This is a genomic window from Nonomuraea sp. JJY05 (assembly GCF_043496855.1).
GTDB lineage: Bacteria > Actinomycetota > Actinomycetes > Streptosporangiales > Streptosporangiaceae > Nonomuraea.
Map to the genome: position 1 here is coordinate 101,583 of NZ_JBIEIS010000010.1, position 16,439 is coordinate 118,021.

Annotated in this window: 17 protein-coding genes; 6 read left to right on the forward strand and 11 right to left on the reverse strand. The window is 69.0% G+C overall.

Annotated elements, in window-relative coordinates:
* Positions 1–28: 28 nt before the first annotated feature.
* Both ACFKCF_RS17320 and ACFKCF_RS17325 read right to left on the reverse strand, forming a co-directional pair.
* A complete protein-coding gene (locus ACFKCF_RS17320; protein WP_394494698.1) occupies positions 29–1,411 on the reverse strand; it encodes an ATP-binding protein in 1,383 nt (460 codons plus the stop codon).
* On the reverse strand, positions 1,408–2,079 hold the full coding sequence (locus tag ACFKCF_RS17325) for a response regulator transcription factor (protein WP_394494700.1): 672 nt from the start codon (positions 2,077–2,079) through the stop codon (positions 1,408–1,410). Before ACFKCF_RS17325 ends, ACFKCF_RS17320 begins: the two co-directional genes overlap by 4 nt.
* Positions 2,080–2,203: 124 nt before the next feature.
* On the opposite strand from ACFKCF_RS17325, the gene ACFKCF_RS17330 reads away from it, so the two are divergent.
* Entirely contained in the window at positions 2,204–2,737 is a 534-nt protein-coding gene (locus ACFKCF_RS17330; protein WP_394494701.1) for a hypothetical protein, read from the forward strand.
* A 1-nt stretch (position 2,738) separates the two neighbouring features.
* Here the strand turns inward: ACFKCF_RS17330 and ACFKCF_RS17335 are convergent, their stop codons facing one another.
* Positions 2,739–3,815, reverse strand: a complete 1,077-nt coding sequence (locus ACFKCF_RS17335; protein ID WP_394494703.1) for a hypothetical protein — start codon at positions 3,813–3,815, stop codon at positions 2,739–2,741.
* Positions 3,816–3,921: 106 nt separating this feature from the next.
* Positions 3,922–4,395, reverse strand: coding sequence for a hypothetical protein (locus ACFKCF_RS17340; protein ID WP_394494705.1), 474 nt, complete (start codon positions 4,393–4,395; stop codon positions 3,922–3,924).
* Between the two features lie 183 nt (positions 4,396–4,578).
* Between ACFKCF_RS17340 and ACFKCF_RS17345 the strand changes: the two genes are divergently transcribed.
* Together ACFKCF_RS17345 and ACFKCF_RS17350 are read left to right on the forward strand one after the other, a co-directional pair.
* Positions 4,579–5,115 carry a peptidylprolyl isomerase gene (locus tag ACFKCF_RS17345; protein WP_394494707.1) on the forward strand — a complete coding sequence of 179 codons (537 nt, stop codon included), beginning with the start codon at positions 4,579–4,581 and terminating at the stop codon, positions 5,113–5,115.
* Between the two features lie 595 nt (positions 5,116–5,710).
* Entirely contained in the window at positions 5,711–6,577 is an 867-nt protein-coding gene (locus ACFKCF_RS17350) for a rhomboid family intramembrane serine protease (protein ID WP_394494709.1), read from the forward strand.
* Between the two features lie 34 nt (positions 6,578–6,611).
* Here ACFKCF_RS17350 and ACFKCF_RS17355 read toward each other — a convergent pair whose 3' ends face one another.
* Entirely contained in the window at positions 6,612–6,857 is a 246-nt protein-coding gene (locus tag ACFKCF_RS17355) for a cell division protein CrgA (protein ID WP_394494710.1), read from the reverse strand.
* Between the two features lie 143 nt (positions 6,858–7,000).
* Between ACFKCF_RS17355 and ACFKCF_RS17360 the strand changes: the two genes are divergently transcribed.
* Genes ACFKCF_RS17360 through ACFKCF_RS17370 form a run of 3 tightly spaced genes read left to right on the forward strand, consistent with a single transcriptional unit; the run spans position 7,001 to position 8,332 of the window.
* Positions 7,001–7,603 (forward strand): class E sortase, encoded by a 603-nt coding sequence (locus ACFKCF_RS17360; RefSeq protein ID WP_394494711.1) that lies wholly within the window; start codon positions 7,001–7,003, stop codon positions 7,601–7,603.
* Between the two features lies 1 nt (position 7,604).
* Complete coding sequence (locus ACFKCF_RS17365; protein ID WP_394494712.1) at positions 7,605–7,763, forward strand: hypothetical protein; 159 nt, start codon at positions 7,605–7,607, stop codon at positions 7,761–7,763.
* Complete coding sequence (locus ACFKCF_RS17370; RefSeq protein ID WP_394494714.1) at positions 7,760–8,332, forward strand: anthranilate synthase component II; 573 nt, start codon at positions 7,760–7,762, stop codon at positions 8,330–8,332. The genes ACFKCF_RS17365 and ACFKCF_RS17370 overlap by 4 nt, the downstream gene beginning before the upstream one ends.
* Positions 8,333–8,459: 127 nt before the next feature.
* On the opposite strand, the gene pknB is transcribed toward ACFKCF_RS17370, so the two are convergent.
* From pknB to ACFKCF_RS17400, 6 genes are all read right to left on the reverse strand, one after another.
* Positions 8,460–10,331 (reverse strand): Stk1 family PASTA domain-containing Ser/Thr kinase, encoded by a 1,872-nt coding sequence (pknB, locus tag ACFKCF_RS17375; protein ID WP_394494716.1) that lies wholly within the window; start codon positions 10,329–10,331, stop codon positions 8,460–8,462.
* Between the two features lie 83 nt (positions 10,332–10,414).
* Complete coding sequence (locus tag ACFKCF_RS17380; protein WP_394494718.1) at positions 10,415–11,764, reverse strand: serine/threonine-protein kinase; 1,350 nt, start codon at positions 11,762–11,764, stop codon at positions 10,415–10,417.
* A 21-nt stretch (positions 11,765–11,785) separates the two neighbouring features.
* Complete coding sequence (locus tag ACFKCF_RS17385; RefSeq protein ID WP_394494719.1) at positions 11,786–13,246, reverse strand: peptidoglycan D,D-transpeptidase FtsI family protein; 1,461 nt, start codon at positions 13,244–13,246, stop codon at positions 11,786–11,788.
* Entirely contained in the window at positions 13,243–14,661 is a 1,419-nt protein-coding gene (locus tag ACFKCF_RS17390; protein WP_394494720.1) for an FtsW/RodA/SpoVE family cell cycle protein, read from the reverse strand. Before ACFKCF_RS17390 ends, ACFKCF_RS17385 begins: the two co-directional genes overlap by 4 nt.
* Positions 14,662–15,957 (reverse strand): Stp1/IreP family PP2C-type Ser/Thr phosphatase, encoded by a 1,296-nt coding sequence (locus ACFKCF_RS17395; RefSeq protein ID WP_394494721.1) that lies wholly within the window; start codon positions 15,955–15,957, stop codon positions 14,662–14,664.
* Positions 15,954–16,424, reverse strand: a complete 471-nt coding sequence (locus tag ACFKCF_RS17400) for an FHA domain-containing protein (RefSeq protein WP_394494723.1) — start codon at positions 16,422–16,424, stop codon at positions 15,954–15,956. Before ACFKCF_RS17400 ends, ACFKCF_RS17395 begins: the two co-directional genes overlap by 4 nt.
* Positions 16,425–16,439 lie beyond the last annotated feature (15 nt).

Below are 16,439 nucleotides of genomic sequence, written 5' to 3' on the forward strand. Positions count from 1 at the left end.
CTCCTTCAACCACTCACACGTTTGCAGATCATGAGTGGTTCAGAGGAAATTTGGCGATAAATCCTGAATCTTCGTACATGAGGGTGCCGCCGTGCAGGTGCGCGATGTCCCGCGCGATCGGCAGCCCCAGCCCGGCTCCGCCCGCGTCCCTGGCGCGCGCCTCGTCCAGCCTGGTGAACCGGGCGAACACCGCCTCCCGCTGCTCCCGCGGGATCCCGGGCCCGTCGTCCTGCACCTCCAGCACGGCCTGGTCCTCCTCGGCGCGTACGCGTACCCGCACGGCGGAGGCGGCGTGCCGGACCGCGTTGTCGGCCAGGTTCGTCACCAGGCGGTCGAGGTGGGCGCGGGAGCCCTTCATCACCACGTCCGGCTCGATGTCCAGCTCCAGCCGCACCTCGGGCCGGCGCCTGGCGCGTACCGACTCCTCGGCGGCCACCTGGCCCAGGTCCAGCTCGGCCGCGCGCAGCGGCTCGCCCGCGTCCAGCTTGGCCAGGATGAGCAGGTCGGCGGCCAGGGACTGCAGGCGTTCGACGTCGGCCAGCGCCTCCCTGGTCAGCTCGCTGGGCTCGGCCAGCTCCAGGCGGGCGCGCAGGGTGGCGATGGGGCTGCGCAGCTCGTGCGCCGCGTCCGCGACGAACCGCTTGTGGGTGTCCACGGCCGTCTCCAGGCGGTCGAGGGTGCCGTTCACGGTGGAGGCCAGTGCGGCGATCTCGTCCTTCGAGCCGGGTACGGGCACGCGCTGGTGCAAGTCGCGGGCCGTGATGTCGGCGACCTTGGCCCGGATGGCGGCCACCGGGGCCAGCGCGCGGCCCACCGAGAACCACGTCATCCCGGCCACCACGAGCAGCACGGCGGGCACGCCGGGCAGCAGCGCGCCGTAGAGCGTCTGCAGCGCCTTCTCGGTGCCTTCCAGGGGGACCCGCGACCAGACCATGGCGGGGCCGCCCGCGGTGGCCACCTTGACGCCGGCGACGGCGTACTTCCGCGGCGCCGCCCACTCGGTGGTGGAGGCGCTCTTGTCGTCGGTCAGCAGGACGTCGGGGTCGGCGACCGTGGCCGTCGTGCCGTCGCGCAGCTGGACCGTGCCGCTCTTCCCCACGATCGCGAGCGGCTCGCCTTGGGCCTGCTTGGTCAAGGCGACCGAGCCCTCGCCGAGAGCCTCCTCGGGCGCCTTGACGCCGGGCGAGAGCGGCGTGGCGGGTATGAGGTCCAGCCTCTCCGCGTACGGCGCCGCCGCCACGGCCTTCCTGGTGGCCTCGGCGTCGGCGTTGCTCTCCAGCGTGCCGCGCAGCACCGTCACCAGCGCCAGCGCGGCCAGGCCCAGGGCGAGGGCCACCACCAGGGTCGCGGCGGCCGTCGCCCGCAGCCGCACGGACGACAGCGCGGCCGACGCCTTCCACAGGGGGATCATGCCGCCTCCAGCCGGTAGCCGGCGCCGCGGACCGTCATGAGCGTCGTCCGCCCGAAAGGCATGTCGATCTTGCGGCGCAGGGCGCTGATGTAGACCTCGACGATGTTCGGGTCGCCGTCGTAGGAGAAGTCCCAGGCCTGGGCCAGCAGCTCGCTCTTGGACACCACCTCGCCGGCCCGGCGGGCCAGCGCGTGCAGCACCGCGAACTCCTTGGGCGTCAACCCGATCTCCACCTCGCCCCGGCGGCACTTCAGCGCCGCCGGGTCGATCACCAGGTCGCCCACCGTGATCGACACGGGCCGCTCCCGCCCGCCCCGCCGCACCAGCGCCCGTAACCTGGCCAGCAGCACCACGTACGAGAACGGCTTGGCCAGATAGTCGTCGGCCCCGTTGTCGAGCGCCTCGGCCTCGTCGTAGATGCCGTCCTTGGCCGTGAGCATCATGATCGGCGTCCAGTCGCCCGCCTCGCGCAGCTTGGCGCAGACGGCGTAGCCGTTCAGCCTGGGCAGCATCACGTCCAGGACGATCACGTCGTACGTGTTCTCGGTGGCCATCCACAGGCCGTCACGCCCGTCGTGGGCCACGTCCACGGCGAAGCCCTCACCCGCCAGGCCGCCCTTCACCAGGTCGGCCAGCCGCTCCTCGTCCTCCACCAGTAGCACTCGCACACCGACCAGGGTGCCTCAGGGCACCTAAAGCCAACCTGAAGATCATTTAGGGCCTCTTCAGGATCGCTTCAGGTACGCCGGGCCAGTCTCGGAGGCGTTCGACCGATCCCAGTGAGGAGAACCCATGTTCAAGCGACGTCTCGCGCTGCTCGGCGCGGTCGCCGTACTGGCCATCACCGGTCTGACCGGCTCCGCCATGGCCGACGAGACCCCGGGAGCCGCCGGCGCCAAGGTGACCTGCAAGACGGCCGACGGCAAGATCGTCCAGCTGGCCGAGGCCGCGCCGAGAGCCTTTGGCAAGATCGTCGGGCCTGACGGCAAGGTGCGCGAGTTCAAGCCCGGAGACACGGTGAAGGTCGACGCCCTTCCCGACGGCGAAGTCCCGCCGCCGGGCGTGGCCAAGGCCGTGCCCGTCCCGCCGGACGGCGCGGAAGGGACGAAGACGGTGCCCGACCCGTCGGACGGCGTGGAGGTGACCAAGGCCGTGCCCGTCCCCTCGGACGGCGCGGAGGTGGCCGAGGCCGTGCCCCTTCCGGAGGGCGAGCTCCCTGACGCCGTGCGGGCCGTGCCCGCCCAGCCGGCCAAGCCCGGCGAGAAGGTGGACGCGCCGTCGCTCGCCATCAAGGCGATGAAAATCATCTGCGAGAAGGCCGACTAGGTCATTCCGGGAAGGACGGGTGCGGTCCGAGCGCCCAGTACTCGTAGAGGCCGTGGCCGACGAGCCCGTCGTACTCGAAGCGCCCGACGGCGTCCACCATGCCCCACATCCTGGCGGCGTCGTCGGGCAGCCGGTACGTCACGCCCTGCACGACCGGCTCCTCGCCCTGGTACATGCCGTGCTTCCAGTCCGGCTCCAGGCCGTACCCGGTGCCGACCATGAGGTGCACCGGCAGGATCGGGGAGCAGCGCACGTCGAACGGCTTGCCGCCGGGAGGCGAGAAGGTGATCGTGGCCTCCACGACGTCGCGGGTGCCGGGGGCGTAGACCGGGCGGTACTCCGGTCTGCCGAGGTATTCCTCCTCGCGGCCGTCGGACCAGACGCGTACGGCCTCCTCCAGCATCCGGCGGCCGCGCTCGTCCTCCTGGATGATGCAGTGGATGGCGTGGTCGTCGAACTGCATGGGCGTGTAGAGCCAGTAGAACGTGCCTGCGTTCTTGGTCTGGATGCCGGGTGGCTCGGGCTCGCCGACCGGCCTGATGCCCCAGGAGCGGTCCCTGGTCCCCTGCCAGCGGTCGGGTGTGACCGGGATGTCGTCCTCGCCGATCCTGATATTTCCTGACCAGCGCCCCGTCTGTGCCAGGCGTACCGAGTCGAACATGACCCGCTCCTGCCACCGCAGGAAGTGCCGTGGCTCCAGCGTGGCCGGGATCGTGCCCTCCCAGAGCAGGTCGAAGGACAGGCCGTGCTCGTTCGGCTCCAGGACCACCCTGAGGCGCTTGAGCCCTTCGAGCACCTCGACGCGGAACGGGCCGATCTCGGTGTTCATCCGGTCGGTTCCCAGCTCGCGGGAGGCCCGTACGACGCGGTGCAGGTCTCCGTGGCGTACGCAGGCGAAGGCGTCGGTGACGCCCAGGTTGGGGTACTGGCCGAGGCCGACGATCAGCATGAGCTCGTCGGTGCCGGGATGGCAGTTGAAGTAGTAGCGGTCGTAGAAGTTGCGGTCGGAGGTGGCGACGTGCCGCATGACCTGGGCGGCCTGGTGGACGGGATAGTCGTCTAATGGAGACAGCGCCATGCCCGGGTTTGTAGCAAGCGCTTGGTGGACCGTCAATGGGCCCTGGAAAAGGGGAGCGCGCCCTCGGTGTCAACCGAGGACGCGCTCCCCTTCCGGCAGCACCGGATCAGGACATCTTGCGAGATGCCTCATCTGCCTTGTCGGACACCCGGCCCGCCATCCGGTCCGTGGACTCGGCGGTCCTGTCCGCCTTCTCGCTGACCCAGCGTGACGCGTCGGAGGCGGAATCCTTCATGTGCTCGGTCCACTGCTGGGCATTGCGGCGGTAGAACATGTAACCGATCGCCCCCACCGCGAGGCCGCTCAGCAGAACGAGCGTCGGCCATCGACGTGACCGCGTGGGCGTGGGGTCGATCTTGTTGGCCGCCGCGGTCAGCATGGAGCTGACCATGGGAGCGACCTGATCCTCGAACCCGTGCGCCGCGGAGTGGATCCGTGGCGCCGCCCAGTAGCGGGCGTCCTCGATGCGCTGGGCGGCGGCCATCTTGGCCTGGTCCGCCACGGGCGCCATCAGGTGGCCGGTTCGCACGGCCCGGGCCTTCATGCGGCCCGTCCACGTGGTGGGTACCTCTATGACCACGCGGCGTCTCTTCATTGTCAGGGACACGACAACCTCCCCTGTCGTTGGGGCCCCGAGCCTGACCTTCCCTGGACAAGGCGGCTCAATCATGGCCACCGTGGGAGGATGGCCCTGGAGGCCTAGCGGCCATAGTCCTCAAAACATCACAGAACCAACCCTGTACATAGAGGGGGCGGCTGTCTCGTGGCTGAGAAGCTGATCGCAAACCTGCAGACCAACCGTGGAAATATCAAGGTGGAGCTCTTCCCCAACAGAGCCCCGAAAACGGTGCGCAACTTCGTCGAGCTCGCGGAGGGCTCGAAAGAGTGGACGCACCCGGGCACCGGTGAGAAGAGCACCGCACGCTACTACGACGGGACGATCTTCCACCGGGTGATCTCCGGATTCATGATCCAGGGCGGCGACCCGCTCGGCCAGGGCATCGGCGGCCCGGGCTACGAGTTCGACGACGAGATCCACCCGGAGCTGTACTTCAACCGCCCGTACCTGCTGGCCATGGCCAACGCGGGCGTCCGCTTCGGCAAGGGGACCAACGGGTCCCAGTTCTTCATCACGGTCGTGCCGACGCCGCACCTGAACGGCCGGCACACGATCTTCGGTGAGGTGATCGAGGGCCAGGAGGTCGTGGACGCCATCGCCAAGACCCGCACCGACCGCCGGGACCGGCCGGCGGAGGACGTCGTCCTGGAGTCCGTCACCATCGACCGCGTCCCCGCCTGACCCACCACCCACCCCCGCCCCAGCCCACCCACAAGGCCCTGGGGCGGCCCCACCCATGCCCCATCGGCCCCCGGCTCGGGCCACACCACGCCGGGCGCTCCAGAAGCGACTCAGGGCCGCTCCCGCACCCGGGCACTCCGAAGCGGCTCGGGGTCGCCTCCCCACAGGGCCGCTTTCCGGGCGGCTCGGGGTCGCCTCCCCACCGGGCGCTCTGGAGCGGCTCAGAGTCGTCTCCACCACCGGGCCGCTTTCCGGGCGGCTCGGAGAGTCGCCCGTACCGGGTGCTCCCGGAGCGGCACGGGATCGCCGCCTGCGCGGGTGTCCTGGCGGGCGCCCCCACGACTTACGCGGCGCCATGACCGAGCCGGCCCGCTGGCCGCCGCACGAGGGCGCCGCTGCGTCCCACCGACCGCTCTCCACCGCCCGCCGGCCGTCGCCCGCGTTCCGTCGGCTTCGTTCGCCGCCCGCCGACAGTCGCCCGCGTTCCGTCGGCGGCCAGTCGCTGGCCGGCGCGCGTTTCGCCGTCGGTGGGTGCGGTTTCGAGGGGAGGGGTAGGGACACGCGGACAGGGCGTGCAAGCCATAGGCTTTCGGTCATGACCAGCCAGCCGCCCAGCCCGCCCCCGCAGCCCGAGCAGCCCGCTGAGGCGGTGCCCAGGTGCTACCGGCACCCCGAGAAGGAGACCTGGGTCCGGTGTCAGCGGTGTGAGCGCCCCATCTGCCCCGACTGCATGCGCGACGCCGCCGTAGGCTTCCAGTGCCCTGAGTGCGTGGCCGAGGGCAACAGGGACATCCGCCAGGCCAAGTCCACCTTCGGCGGAAGCGTCGTCCGCACGCCGATCGTGACGTACACCATCCTGGTCCTCAACGTCCTGGTCTTCGGCGCCCAGTACCTCACCGGCGAGCGCGTCACCGCGGAGCTGGAGATGTTCCCGGCGCGGGTGGCCGTGCTCGGCGAGTTCTACCGGCTGATCACCGCCGCGTTCGTGCACGGCGGCCTTTTCCACATCCTGTTCAACTGCTGGGCGCTCTACGTCGTCGGCCCCTACCTGGAGCGCGCCTTCGGCCATGTCCGCTACATCGCGATCTACGTCATCAGCGCGCTCGGCGGCTCGGTGCTGAGCCTGTGGGTCGACGCGCCCAACCAGACCACGGTCGGCGCGTCAGGGGCCATCTTCGGCCTGTTCGGCGCCGTGTTCGTGGTCGGGCGCAAGCTCAACATGGACGTGCGCGGCATCGCCGCGCTCATCGCGATCAACCTCGCGATCACCTTCATCGTGCCCGGCATCAGCTGGACGGGCCACATCGGCGGCCTGATCACGGGGTCGGTGCTGGCGGGCGCGCTGGCCTACGCCCCCAAGAACAGCAAGACCCTGTGGCAGGTGCTGGCGATCGCGGGAGCGCTGGCCGTGCTGGCCGTGCTCGTGATGGTCAGGGTGTCGGCCATCATGAGCGCGGTCTGACTTCCCCAGGCTGTGGAAAAGGCTGTGGAAAGAACTAACGCCAGCGGGTGGAAAGAACCACTCCGAAGATGATGAAAACAAACCCGATCAGCAGGTTCCAGTTCTGGAGGTCGCTGAAGAAGGGCGCCCGTGGCGCGACGTAGTAGATCGCGATCCACAGAATGCCGATGATCCATGCCGCGACCATCGTGGGGGCCAGCCAGCGTGGGCTGATCTTGACCTGCTGTGATCTCTGCGGCGGGGTGTAGACCGCCTTCTTGCGAGCCTTGGACTTGGGCACTGGTAACTCCTGCTCAGGGCCTGGGCTTCCGGATCGTCCACAGGCTCTTCGGTAAGCCTAATTGAAGTGTGGCCAAGGATAGCCGCCACGCGCGGGACATGGCGATCCCCGATTGCCGCATCTGACCCGAATACGCTGATCGCATGCGGGCCACGCTGCGGGCCGTGGGAGAGACGAGCATCACCGCGGGCCTGATCATGATGCTGTTCTGCGCGTACCTGCTCTGGGGCACCGGCGCGTACACCCAGAGCCAGCAGCGGCTGCTCCAGCGCGAGCTGGCGGCGCGGAAGGCGGTCAGGCCCGAGCCGGGCAGGCCGATGGCGCTGCTGCGCATCCCCAAGCTGGGCCGCGACTACGAGTACGCCGTGATCGAGGGCGTGGACACCGAGCACCTGAAGAAGGGCCCCGGACACTACCCGGACAGCGCCATGCCGGGCCAGGTCGGCAACTTCGTGGTGTCGGGGCACCGCACCACGTACGCGGCCCCGTTCAACGAGATCGACGAGCTCGAACGCGACGACGAGATCGTGGTGCAGGCCGGCGGCACCACGTACACGTACCGGGTGACCTCTCAGGACATCGTGAAGCCCGACGAGGTGGACGTGTTCGCCCCCGTGCCCGGCAAACCAGACATCCGCCCCATCCGGGCCTTCATCACGCTGTCCACCTGCCACCCCGAATACTCGGCCGCCGAGCGCCTGATCGTCTACGGGGTGCTCAAGGACGCCGTCAAGGACGAGGAGTGACATGTACGCCTGGCTCTGGAGCAAGCTGCCCGGCACCGCCCGGACCAAGCTGCTGACGGCCGCCGTGATGGTCGCCGTCGCGGGGGTCGTACTCTGGTATGTCGTGTTTCCGCTACTCGAGCCCATGGTGACGCTCGACGAGGTGAGCGTGAGGAAATGAGCCGCGTGCTGGTCGTGGACAACCACGACAGCTTCGTCCACACCATCGTGCAGTACCTGCGCGGGCTGGGCGCCGACTGTGACGTACGGCCGCGCGACGACGTACGCGTGAGCGACGCCGACGGCTTCGACGGCGTGCTCATCAGCCCGGGCCCGGGCACCCCCGAGGCGGCCGGGGTGAGCGTGCCCCTGGTCCACCACGCGGCCGAGAGCCGCCGGCCGCTGCTCGGCGTCTGTCTCGGCCACCAGGCCATCGCCGTCGCGTACGGCGCCACCGTGTCCCGCGCGCCCGAGCTCGTCCACGGCATGACCAGCCCTGTCACCCACGACGGCAAGGGCGTGTTCGAGACGCTGCCCTCGCCGGTGCGGATGACCCGCTACCACTCGCTCGCCGTGCTGCCCGAGACCGTCCCCGACGTGCTCGACGTGACGGCCCGCACCGGCGACGGCGTCATCATGGGCCTGCGCCACCGTGCGGCGCCCATCGAGGGCATCCAGTTCCATCCCGAGTCCGTGCTGTCGGAGCACGGTCACCGGCTGCTCCAGAATTGGCTGCGAGGAATCTTGTAACAAATGTCCCCCGGCGAGCGACTACCAAGTGAACGTCCCCGCCGTTGCCCCCGAGCGGCGGGGGCGTTCTCTGTCAGCGACGACATGAAGAAGGGCCGCCCGGGAACGGGCGGCCCTTCTTCATGTCTCAGTTGCCGGGGCCTCCGAGGCCGTCGTCGCCGATCGGGTTGTCGTCGGTCGGCGGGTCGTCGTCGGACGGGAAGTCCGTCTGGTCGTCCGACGGCGTGTCCGTCGGCACCTCCGTGGTGGGCTGCGGGTTGTTCGTTTCCAGGCCGGGACCCGTGGACACCACGATCGTGATGGTCGTGCCCGGTGCCTGCTTGGCGCCCTCACCCGGATTCTGCTGGATGACCGTGCCCTCGGGCTGCTCGTTCGCCTGCTCGACGACCTTGGGCCTGAAGCCGGCGGCCTTGATCTGGGCCGAGGCGTCCTCCTTGGTGAGCCCGATCACGCTGGGCACCTCACCGAGCTCCTTGGGCACGTAGAGGGTGACCGTGCCGCCCTTCTCGATCTCGTCGCCCGCCTTGGGCTTGGTCTCGATGACCGTGCCCTGCGACTTGCTGGAGATCTTGGTCTTGACCGTGCCGCGCAGGCCCGCGTCCTCCAGCGCCTTCATGGCGTCGGCCTGCGACTGGCCGACGAGGCCGTCGGGCACCTTGACCTTCTCCGGGCCCTTCGAGATGACCAGCTTGACCGGGGAGCCCTTGTCGACCTTGGTGCCCTCGGCGGGGTCGGTCTTGATGACGCTGCCCTTGTCGACGTCGTCGCTGGACTCCTGGACCACCTGGACGGTGAGCCCGAGGTTCTTGAGCTGCTCTTCCGCGTACGCGCGTTCCTGGCTGGCCAGCGACGGGATCGTGACCTGCGTGTTGGTCGGCGTGTTCTTCGACCCGAACACCGAGTAGCCGACCCCGACGAACGCACCGATGATCAGCAGCGGGACGATGATCCACAACGCGGTCTTGACGGCGTTGTTGCCGCCGCCGCCGCTCGCCCTGCGCCGCCCGCCGCGACCGCCGCCGTCACCGCCCTCGTACTCGTACGGGGGGACCGCCGTGGTGCGCTGCGTGGCCGGACCCTGCGCCGCCTGGGTCGCGGTCATCATCCGCGTGCCCTGGTTGAAGTTGCCGGTCATGGCCATCGTCTGGGCGTCGGTCGGCATCCCGGACATCGCCCGCTGGATGTCGGCCCGCATCTCGCCCGCGCTCTGGTAGCGGTGGGCCGGGTCCTTGGCCATGGCCTTGAGCACGATCGCGTCGGCCCACGGGGGGATGTCGCGGTCGATCTGCGACGGCGGGATCGGGTCCTCGCGGACGTGCTGGTAGGCGATCGCGACGGGAGAGTCGCCGGTGAAGGGCGGCTGCCCGGTCAGCAGCTCGTAGAGCAGGCAGCCGGTGGAGTAGATGTCGCTGCGCGCGTCGACCCGCTCGCCCCGGGCCTGCTCGGGGGACAGGTACTGGGCGGTGCCGATCACCTGCGCCGTCTGCGTCATCGTGGCCGCGGAGTCGGCCATCGCGCGCGCGATGCCGAAGTCCATCACCTTGACGTCGCCGGCGCGCGTGATCATCACGTTGGCCGGCTTGATGTCGCGGTGCACGATCCCGCCGCGGTGGCTGTAGTCGAGCGCCCGCAGGATGCCGTCGACCAGCTCGACCGCGCGCTCCGGCAGCAACCGCCGGTCCTGGCGCAGCAGGTCGCGCAGCGTCCGGCCGTCGACGTACTCCATCACGATGTACGGCACGGGGGTGCCTTCGGTACCGTCTTCGCCGGTGTCGTAGACAGCGACGACGGCCGGGTGGTTCAGGGAGGCGGCCGATTGCGCCTCGCGGCGGAAGCGGGCCTGGAAGGTGTGGTCGCGCGCCAGGTCGGACCGGAGGGTCTTGATCGCGACTATGCGGTCCAGCCGGATGTCTCGGGCACGATACACCTCGGCCATGCCGCCGCGCCCGACGACACCGTCGAGCTCGTAGCGACCTCCGAGTAGCCGAGGCTGAGTCATTTCCTGCACTGTCCCTTACCGTTCATCTTGGGTACCGGCCTGCTCGGGGGGCCGCCGGTGTCCATCATCGACCCCATGGCGCATCACGTCTCCTCCTTGGGCGGGTTTGTATCACCCGGGTCCGGCGAGGCGGTAGGTGTCGGAGTTTTGGGTGTAGTGGTGGGCGTTGGGGTCGGTGTGGGTGTAGGGGTACGGGTGGTCGGGGTCGGTTTCGGTGTCGGCTTCTTGGTGGGAGTTGCCGACTTGCTTACCGTAGCCGACCGTGAGGGTATAGGCCTCGGTGACTTGACCGGAACCACGGAAGGCCGCTTGGTGCGTCTCTTCGTGGGCGAGGGCGTCGCCCGGTCCGGCGGCGACACCGCCGACTTGGTCGGCTCGGCCACGTCCGGCGTCGGCTGCGTCGGCTGCCGATCGGCGAACGTGATGGCGCTGAGCCCCACCGCGGCCGCGCAGCCCGCGGTCGCGACCAGGGCCAGGGTCTTCCTGTGACGCTTTCGTACGGCCGGCTCCTGCGGCGTGGTGGCCGAGTGGAGGTGGTCCGTCTCCTGCTCGTCCTCCGGAGCCGGCTCGCGTACCCGGAAGCCTCCCGGGTCGGTGAGCATGCTGAGGTCGGCGCTCTGCTCGGCGCTGGCCAGCGACTCGCGCAGGAGGTAGGCCCGGTCGGCCACCTCCAGAGCCGAGGCCGGGCGCCGCTCGGGGTCCTTCGACAGCAGCGACATGACCAGCTCGCGCACCGGCGCGGGCACGTCCACCCCGAGGGGCGGCGGGTGCTCGTTGAGGTGCTGCAGCGCGATCGCCACCTGGCTGTCGCCGCGGAACGGCGTGCGCCCGGCCAGGCACTCGTAGGCCACCACGCCCAGCGAGTAGAGGTCGGTCGCGGGAGTGAGCGGGAATCCCTGGGCCTGCTCGGGGCTGACGTACTGGGCGGTGCCCAGCACGGTGCCCGTCTGCGTGACCGGAGCCGCCTCCAGGGCCCGCGCGATGCCGAAGTCCGTGACCTTGATGGTCCCCTCTGAGGTGACCAGCAGGTTTCCCGGCTTGATGTCGCGGTGGATGATCCCGGAGGTGTGCGCGGCGTGCAGCGCCTTGGCCGTCTGGCCCACCACGTCGAGCGTCACCTCGGGCCCGATGGAGCCGTTGCGCGCCAGGATCGCCGACAGCGGCTCGCCGTGCACCAGCTCCATCACGAGATAGGCCAGGTCGCTCTGCTCGCCGTAGTCGAAGATCTGCGCCACTCCCGGGTCGGCCAGGGCCGCGGTGATGCGCGCCTCGTTCCTGAACCGCTCACGGAAGGTGGGGTCGGCGTAGATGTGGCTGCGCAGGATCTTCACCGCCACCTCGCGCCCGAGCAACTCGTCACGGGCACGCCAGACCTCTCCCATACCGCCTGTGGCGATGCGGGAGATCAGGAGGTAGCGGTTACGGAGCCGCATGACCCAGCAGGTTACCGTCACTCACTTGTTCAGCACCGCCTCCAGCACGGCCTTTGCGATCGGCGCGGCGGTGTGGCCGCCGGTCGCCTCCGCGCCGACGTTGGCAGCACCGGACTCGACGATGACCGCGAGGGCCACCTTCGGGTCCTCGGCGGGCGCGAAGGAGATGAACCAGGCATGCGGGGGCTGGCCGTCGGCCGTCTCCGCGGTGCCCGTCTTACCCGCTACTTGGACGCCTGGGACCTGCGCCAGGTTTGCGGTGCCGTTCTGGACGACGCTGACCATCATCTCACGCAGCTTGCCCGCCGTCTCGGAGCTGACCGCTTCCGACAGCTCCTCGGGGTCGGCCTGCTTGAGTGCGTCGCCCTTGGCGTCGCTGATCTTGTTGACCAGGTACGGCTTCATCACCTTGCCGTCATTGGCGATGCCCGCGGCGATCATGGCCATCTGCATCGGGGTCATGCGGTTGCTGCGCTGCCCGATCGAGGCCATGGCCAGGGCCGCCTTGTCCTCTTCCGGGCCGAAGTCGCTGGCGGTGACCGACATCGGCACGGCGAGCGGCTGGCCCATGCCGAACTTCTCGGTCTGCTCCTTCATCTTGTCGTAGCCCAGCTCCATGCCCATCTTGCCGAACGGCGTGTTGCAGGACTTCTCCAGCGCGAACGTCAGTGTGACCGAGCCGGAGCCGCAGGCCGCGCCGCCGTAGTTGGGCAGGCTGATGTTGGTGTTGGGCAGCGGCAGCCGCTGCGGCGCGTCCACGGTGGTCTGCGGGCCGGCCGAGGAGTTGTCCTCGAGGTAGGCCGCCATGGTCACGACCTTGAACGTCGAGCCGGGCGGGTAGGTCTGCGCGATCGTACGGTTGAGCAGCGGCTGGCTCTTCTCCTTGGCCAGCTCCTCGTACCGGGGGAAGACCTTGCCCTTGTCGGTGGTGGACAGCTCGGTCGGGTCGTAGGTGGGCAGCGAGACCATCGCCAGGATCGCGCCCGTCTTCGGGTCGAGGGCGACGAGGGCGCCGCGCTTGCCGCTCTGCCGCAGCGCGTCGTAGGCCGCCTTCTGCGCCTTGGGGTTGATCGTGAGATCGACGTTGGCGCCCCTGGTCGGCTCGCCGGTGAACAGGTCGATGCTCCGCCGCAGCAGCAGGTCGGCACTGGAGCCGTTGAGCAGCTGGTTCTCGGACCTCTCGATGGCGCTCTCGCTCTCCGGCGAGAAGAAGCCGGTGACGTGAGCGTAGAGCTTGGCATCGGGGTATTGCCTGACGAACTTGAACCGGGGGTCCTTGGTCTCGACGGACTGCGCGAGCACCTTGCCGCCCGCCGTGATCCGGCCGCGCTCGATGGCGTAGCGCTCGTAGAAGTTGCGGGTGTTGCGGGAGTCGCCGCGCAGGCCCTCCGCTTTCACGGCCTGCAGGTAGTTCACGTTGATCATCAGGAGCGCGAACATGGCCAGGCAGGCCACCGCCACGCGCTTCAGAGTGCTGTTCATCGCTGGAACACCTGCGTCAGTCCTTCGTTCTGGATCGCCTGGGGCGGAGGCCGCCGCGCCGCGTCTGACATGCGTACCAATAGCGCGATAAGGATCCAGTTAGCCAGCAACGCCGAGCCACCCTGGGACATGAACGGGGTGACCAGGCCGGTCAGCGGGATGAGATTCGTCACACCGCCGACGATGATGAAGACCTGCCAGGCCAGGATGAACGACAGGCCGCCCGCCAGGAGCTTGGAGAACGGGTCGCGGGCCGCCAGCGAGGTGCGCAGGCCGCGCTCGACCAGCAGGGCGTACATCATGAGCAGTGCCATCAGGCCGGTCAGGCCCAGCTCCTCGCCGGTCGCGGCGAAGATGAAGTCGGAGAACGACAGCGGGATCAGCTGGGGGTTGCCCTCGCCGAGCCCCGTGCCCAGGATGCCCCCCGCGCCGAACCCGAACAGGCCCTGCATGATCTGGAAGCTCTTGCTGCACATCGAGTTGCCCGGCGGATCCTGCAGGCAGACGGGGTCGTTGCCGTAGTAGATCGGGTTGCTCGGATCGAGCCAGGCGTCGAAGCGGGCGCTGACGTGGTCGAAGACCTGCCCGGCGAGGAAGGCGCCGCCGACGAAGAGGAGCACGCCGATCAGCACCCACGAGGTGCGCTGGGTCGCGATGTAGAGCATCGCGATGAACGTGCCGAACAGCAGCAGCGAGGTGCCCAGGTCCTTCTCGAAGACCAGGACGAGCAGGCTGAACCCCCAGGTGATGAGGACGGGACCGAGGTCCCTGGCCCGGGGCAGGTCGATGAAGAGCAGCCGCCGCCCGGCCAGCGCGAGGACGTCGCGCTTGGCCACCAGATAGCCGGCGAAGAAGACGACCAGCGCCAGCTTGGCGAACTCGCCCGGCTGGATGGAGAAGCCGCCGATGCGGATCCAGATCTTGGCGCCCTGCACCTCGCTGAGGCTGCCGGGCAGCACCGCGGGGATGGCGAGCAGGACCAGGCCGACGGCGCCCGCGGTGTAGGTCAGGCGCTGGAGCATGCGGTGGTCACGCAGCACGATCAGCGTGATCGAGAACATGACCACGCCGAGACCCGTCCACATGATCTGGTTGGCGGCGGACGCGCCGCCCATCTTGGCGGCCTCCAGCCGGTAGATCATCACCAGGCCGAGACCGTTGATCAGAGTCACCAGCGGCAGGATCAGCGGGTCCGCCCAGGGGGCGAACTTCGCCAGAACGAGGTAGGCGGCCAGCATCAGGCCGCCCAGACCCAGTCCGTACGCCAGCATGCCCGCGGGGATCTCGCCGTTCACCGCGAGGCCCACGTTGGCGTAGGCGCCCATGATGATCACCACCGCGAGGGCCAGCATGACGAGCTGGGCCACGCGGCGCTTGGCCGGCATCGGGACGGGGGATTCTGCGACTTCGCTCATTTACCGTTGCTTCGTCTTGGTCGCGCTCACGGATGGCGTGGGCGACGAGCTGGCGGTCGTGGCGGGGGTGTCGCCGTCCTTCTCGTCCTCCTGAGCGAACTTCAAAGCGTTGATTTTCGTGATGCCTTCGTCGACGTTGGTGACCGGAATGCCGCTCTTGATCAGCGCCTGGTCGGCATCGGACAGTTTGGAGAGCTGCCGGCCCGTGGCTTTGGAGACCTTGAAGAGCTGGAAGGGACCCAGCTCTTTCTGGACCCCCTGGAACACGACCACTTCGTCGCCCCTAGCACCGACGAAGAACTGGTCCTGGGTCCACTGATATCCAAAATAACCGCCGACGCCGACGGCGACGACGCCTATGCCGAACACGGTGACCAGCACGGGCCACACCCGGCGACGCCTGCGCCGGGGCGCCTCGGCCACCGGCTCATCGAAGTCGTCGTCAGTGAGGACCGGCTGGGGCGCGGTCACCGCGTGGGCTCGCCCCGGCTGGGTGTCCTGGGGATTGCCGCGCAGCCGGTTCATGCCCGCGGCGCCGACGACGGCGGCCTCGGCGGGCACCTGCTGCCCATCGGTGATCTCCAGCACGTCGGCCAGCACACACGTGATGTTGTCCGGCCCGCCGCCTCTGTTCGCCAGGTCGATGAGCTGGCGAACGACCTCTTCCGGGTCGTCGATGTTGGTGAGCGTGGCGTGCAGCGTCTCCGCACTCACCACACCCGACAGGCCGTCGGAACACAGCAGGTAGCGGTCGCCGATCTGCGCCTCCCGGAGGGTCAGGTCGGGATCGACCTCACCGCTGCCGTCGAGCGCGCGCAGCAGGATCGAGCGCTGCGGATGCGTGGCCGCCTCTTCCGGCGTGATGCGCCCGTCGTCGACGAGCTGCTGCACCAGCGTGTGGTCATGGGTGATCTGGTAGAGCTCCCCGCGCCTGAGCAGGTAGGCGCGCGAGTCGCCGACGTGCACCAGAGCGACCTGGGTGCCGTGCCAGAGCATGGCCGTGAGAGTCGTGCCCATGCCTTTGAGGCTGGGATCCCGCCCCACCATTTCGTGCAGCTTGCGGTTGGCGTCGCGTACCGCTGCCTCGATGGTGTTGAGCAGGTCACCCCCCTGTTGGGCCTCTTCCAGAGAGGCCATGGCGGCGATGGCGACTGAGCTCGCCACCTCGCCGTGTGCGTGCCCGCCCATACCGTCTGCGACGGCGAGCAGGCGACCGCTAGCGTACGCCGAGTCCTCGTTCCCTTCGCGGAGGAGGCCGACGTCCGAGCGGGCGGCGTAGCGGAGTGCGATGGTCATTTGCGCAATTCAATGACTGTCTTGCCGACGCGGATCGGAACACCGAGCGGCACCGGGGTCGGGCGGGTGACTTTCGAGCGGTCGAGATACGTGCCGTTGGTGGACCCAAGATCTTCCACGATCCATTGACCGTCCTGGGGAAAGAGCCGGGCATGCCGGCTGGAAGCGTAGTCGTCGGTGACTACCAGCGTGGCGTCATTGGCCCGGCCAATGGTGATGGGCGTCTCCGTGAGATTAATGGTGGTGCCCTGCAAGGGGCCACCGGTAACGATGAGCTGGCGGGGCTCGCCCTTTTTGCTCTTGGGCTTGGCCACCGCTTTGGCGGGTTTCACGCCTTTGCGTGGACCCGCGGGAGCCGTGCGTGAACCGAACAAGTCAGTCCGGATCACGCCGACTGCGGCAATGACGAAGAACCACAGCACCGCCAGGAAGGCGAGCCGGATCAGCAGCAGCGTGAGCTCGGACATGGACCGTTTGTCTAC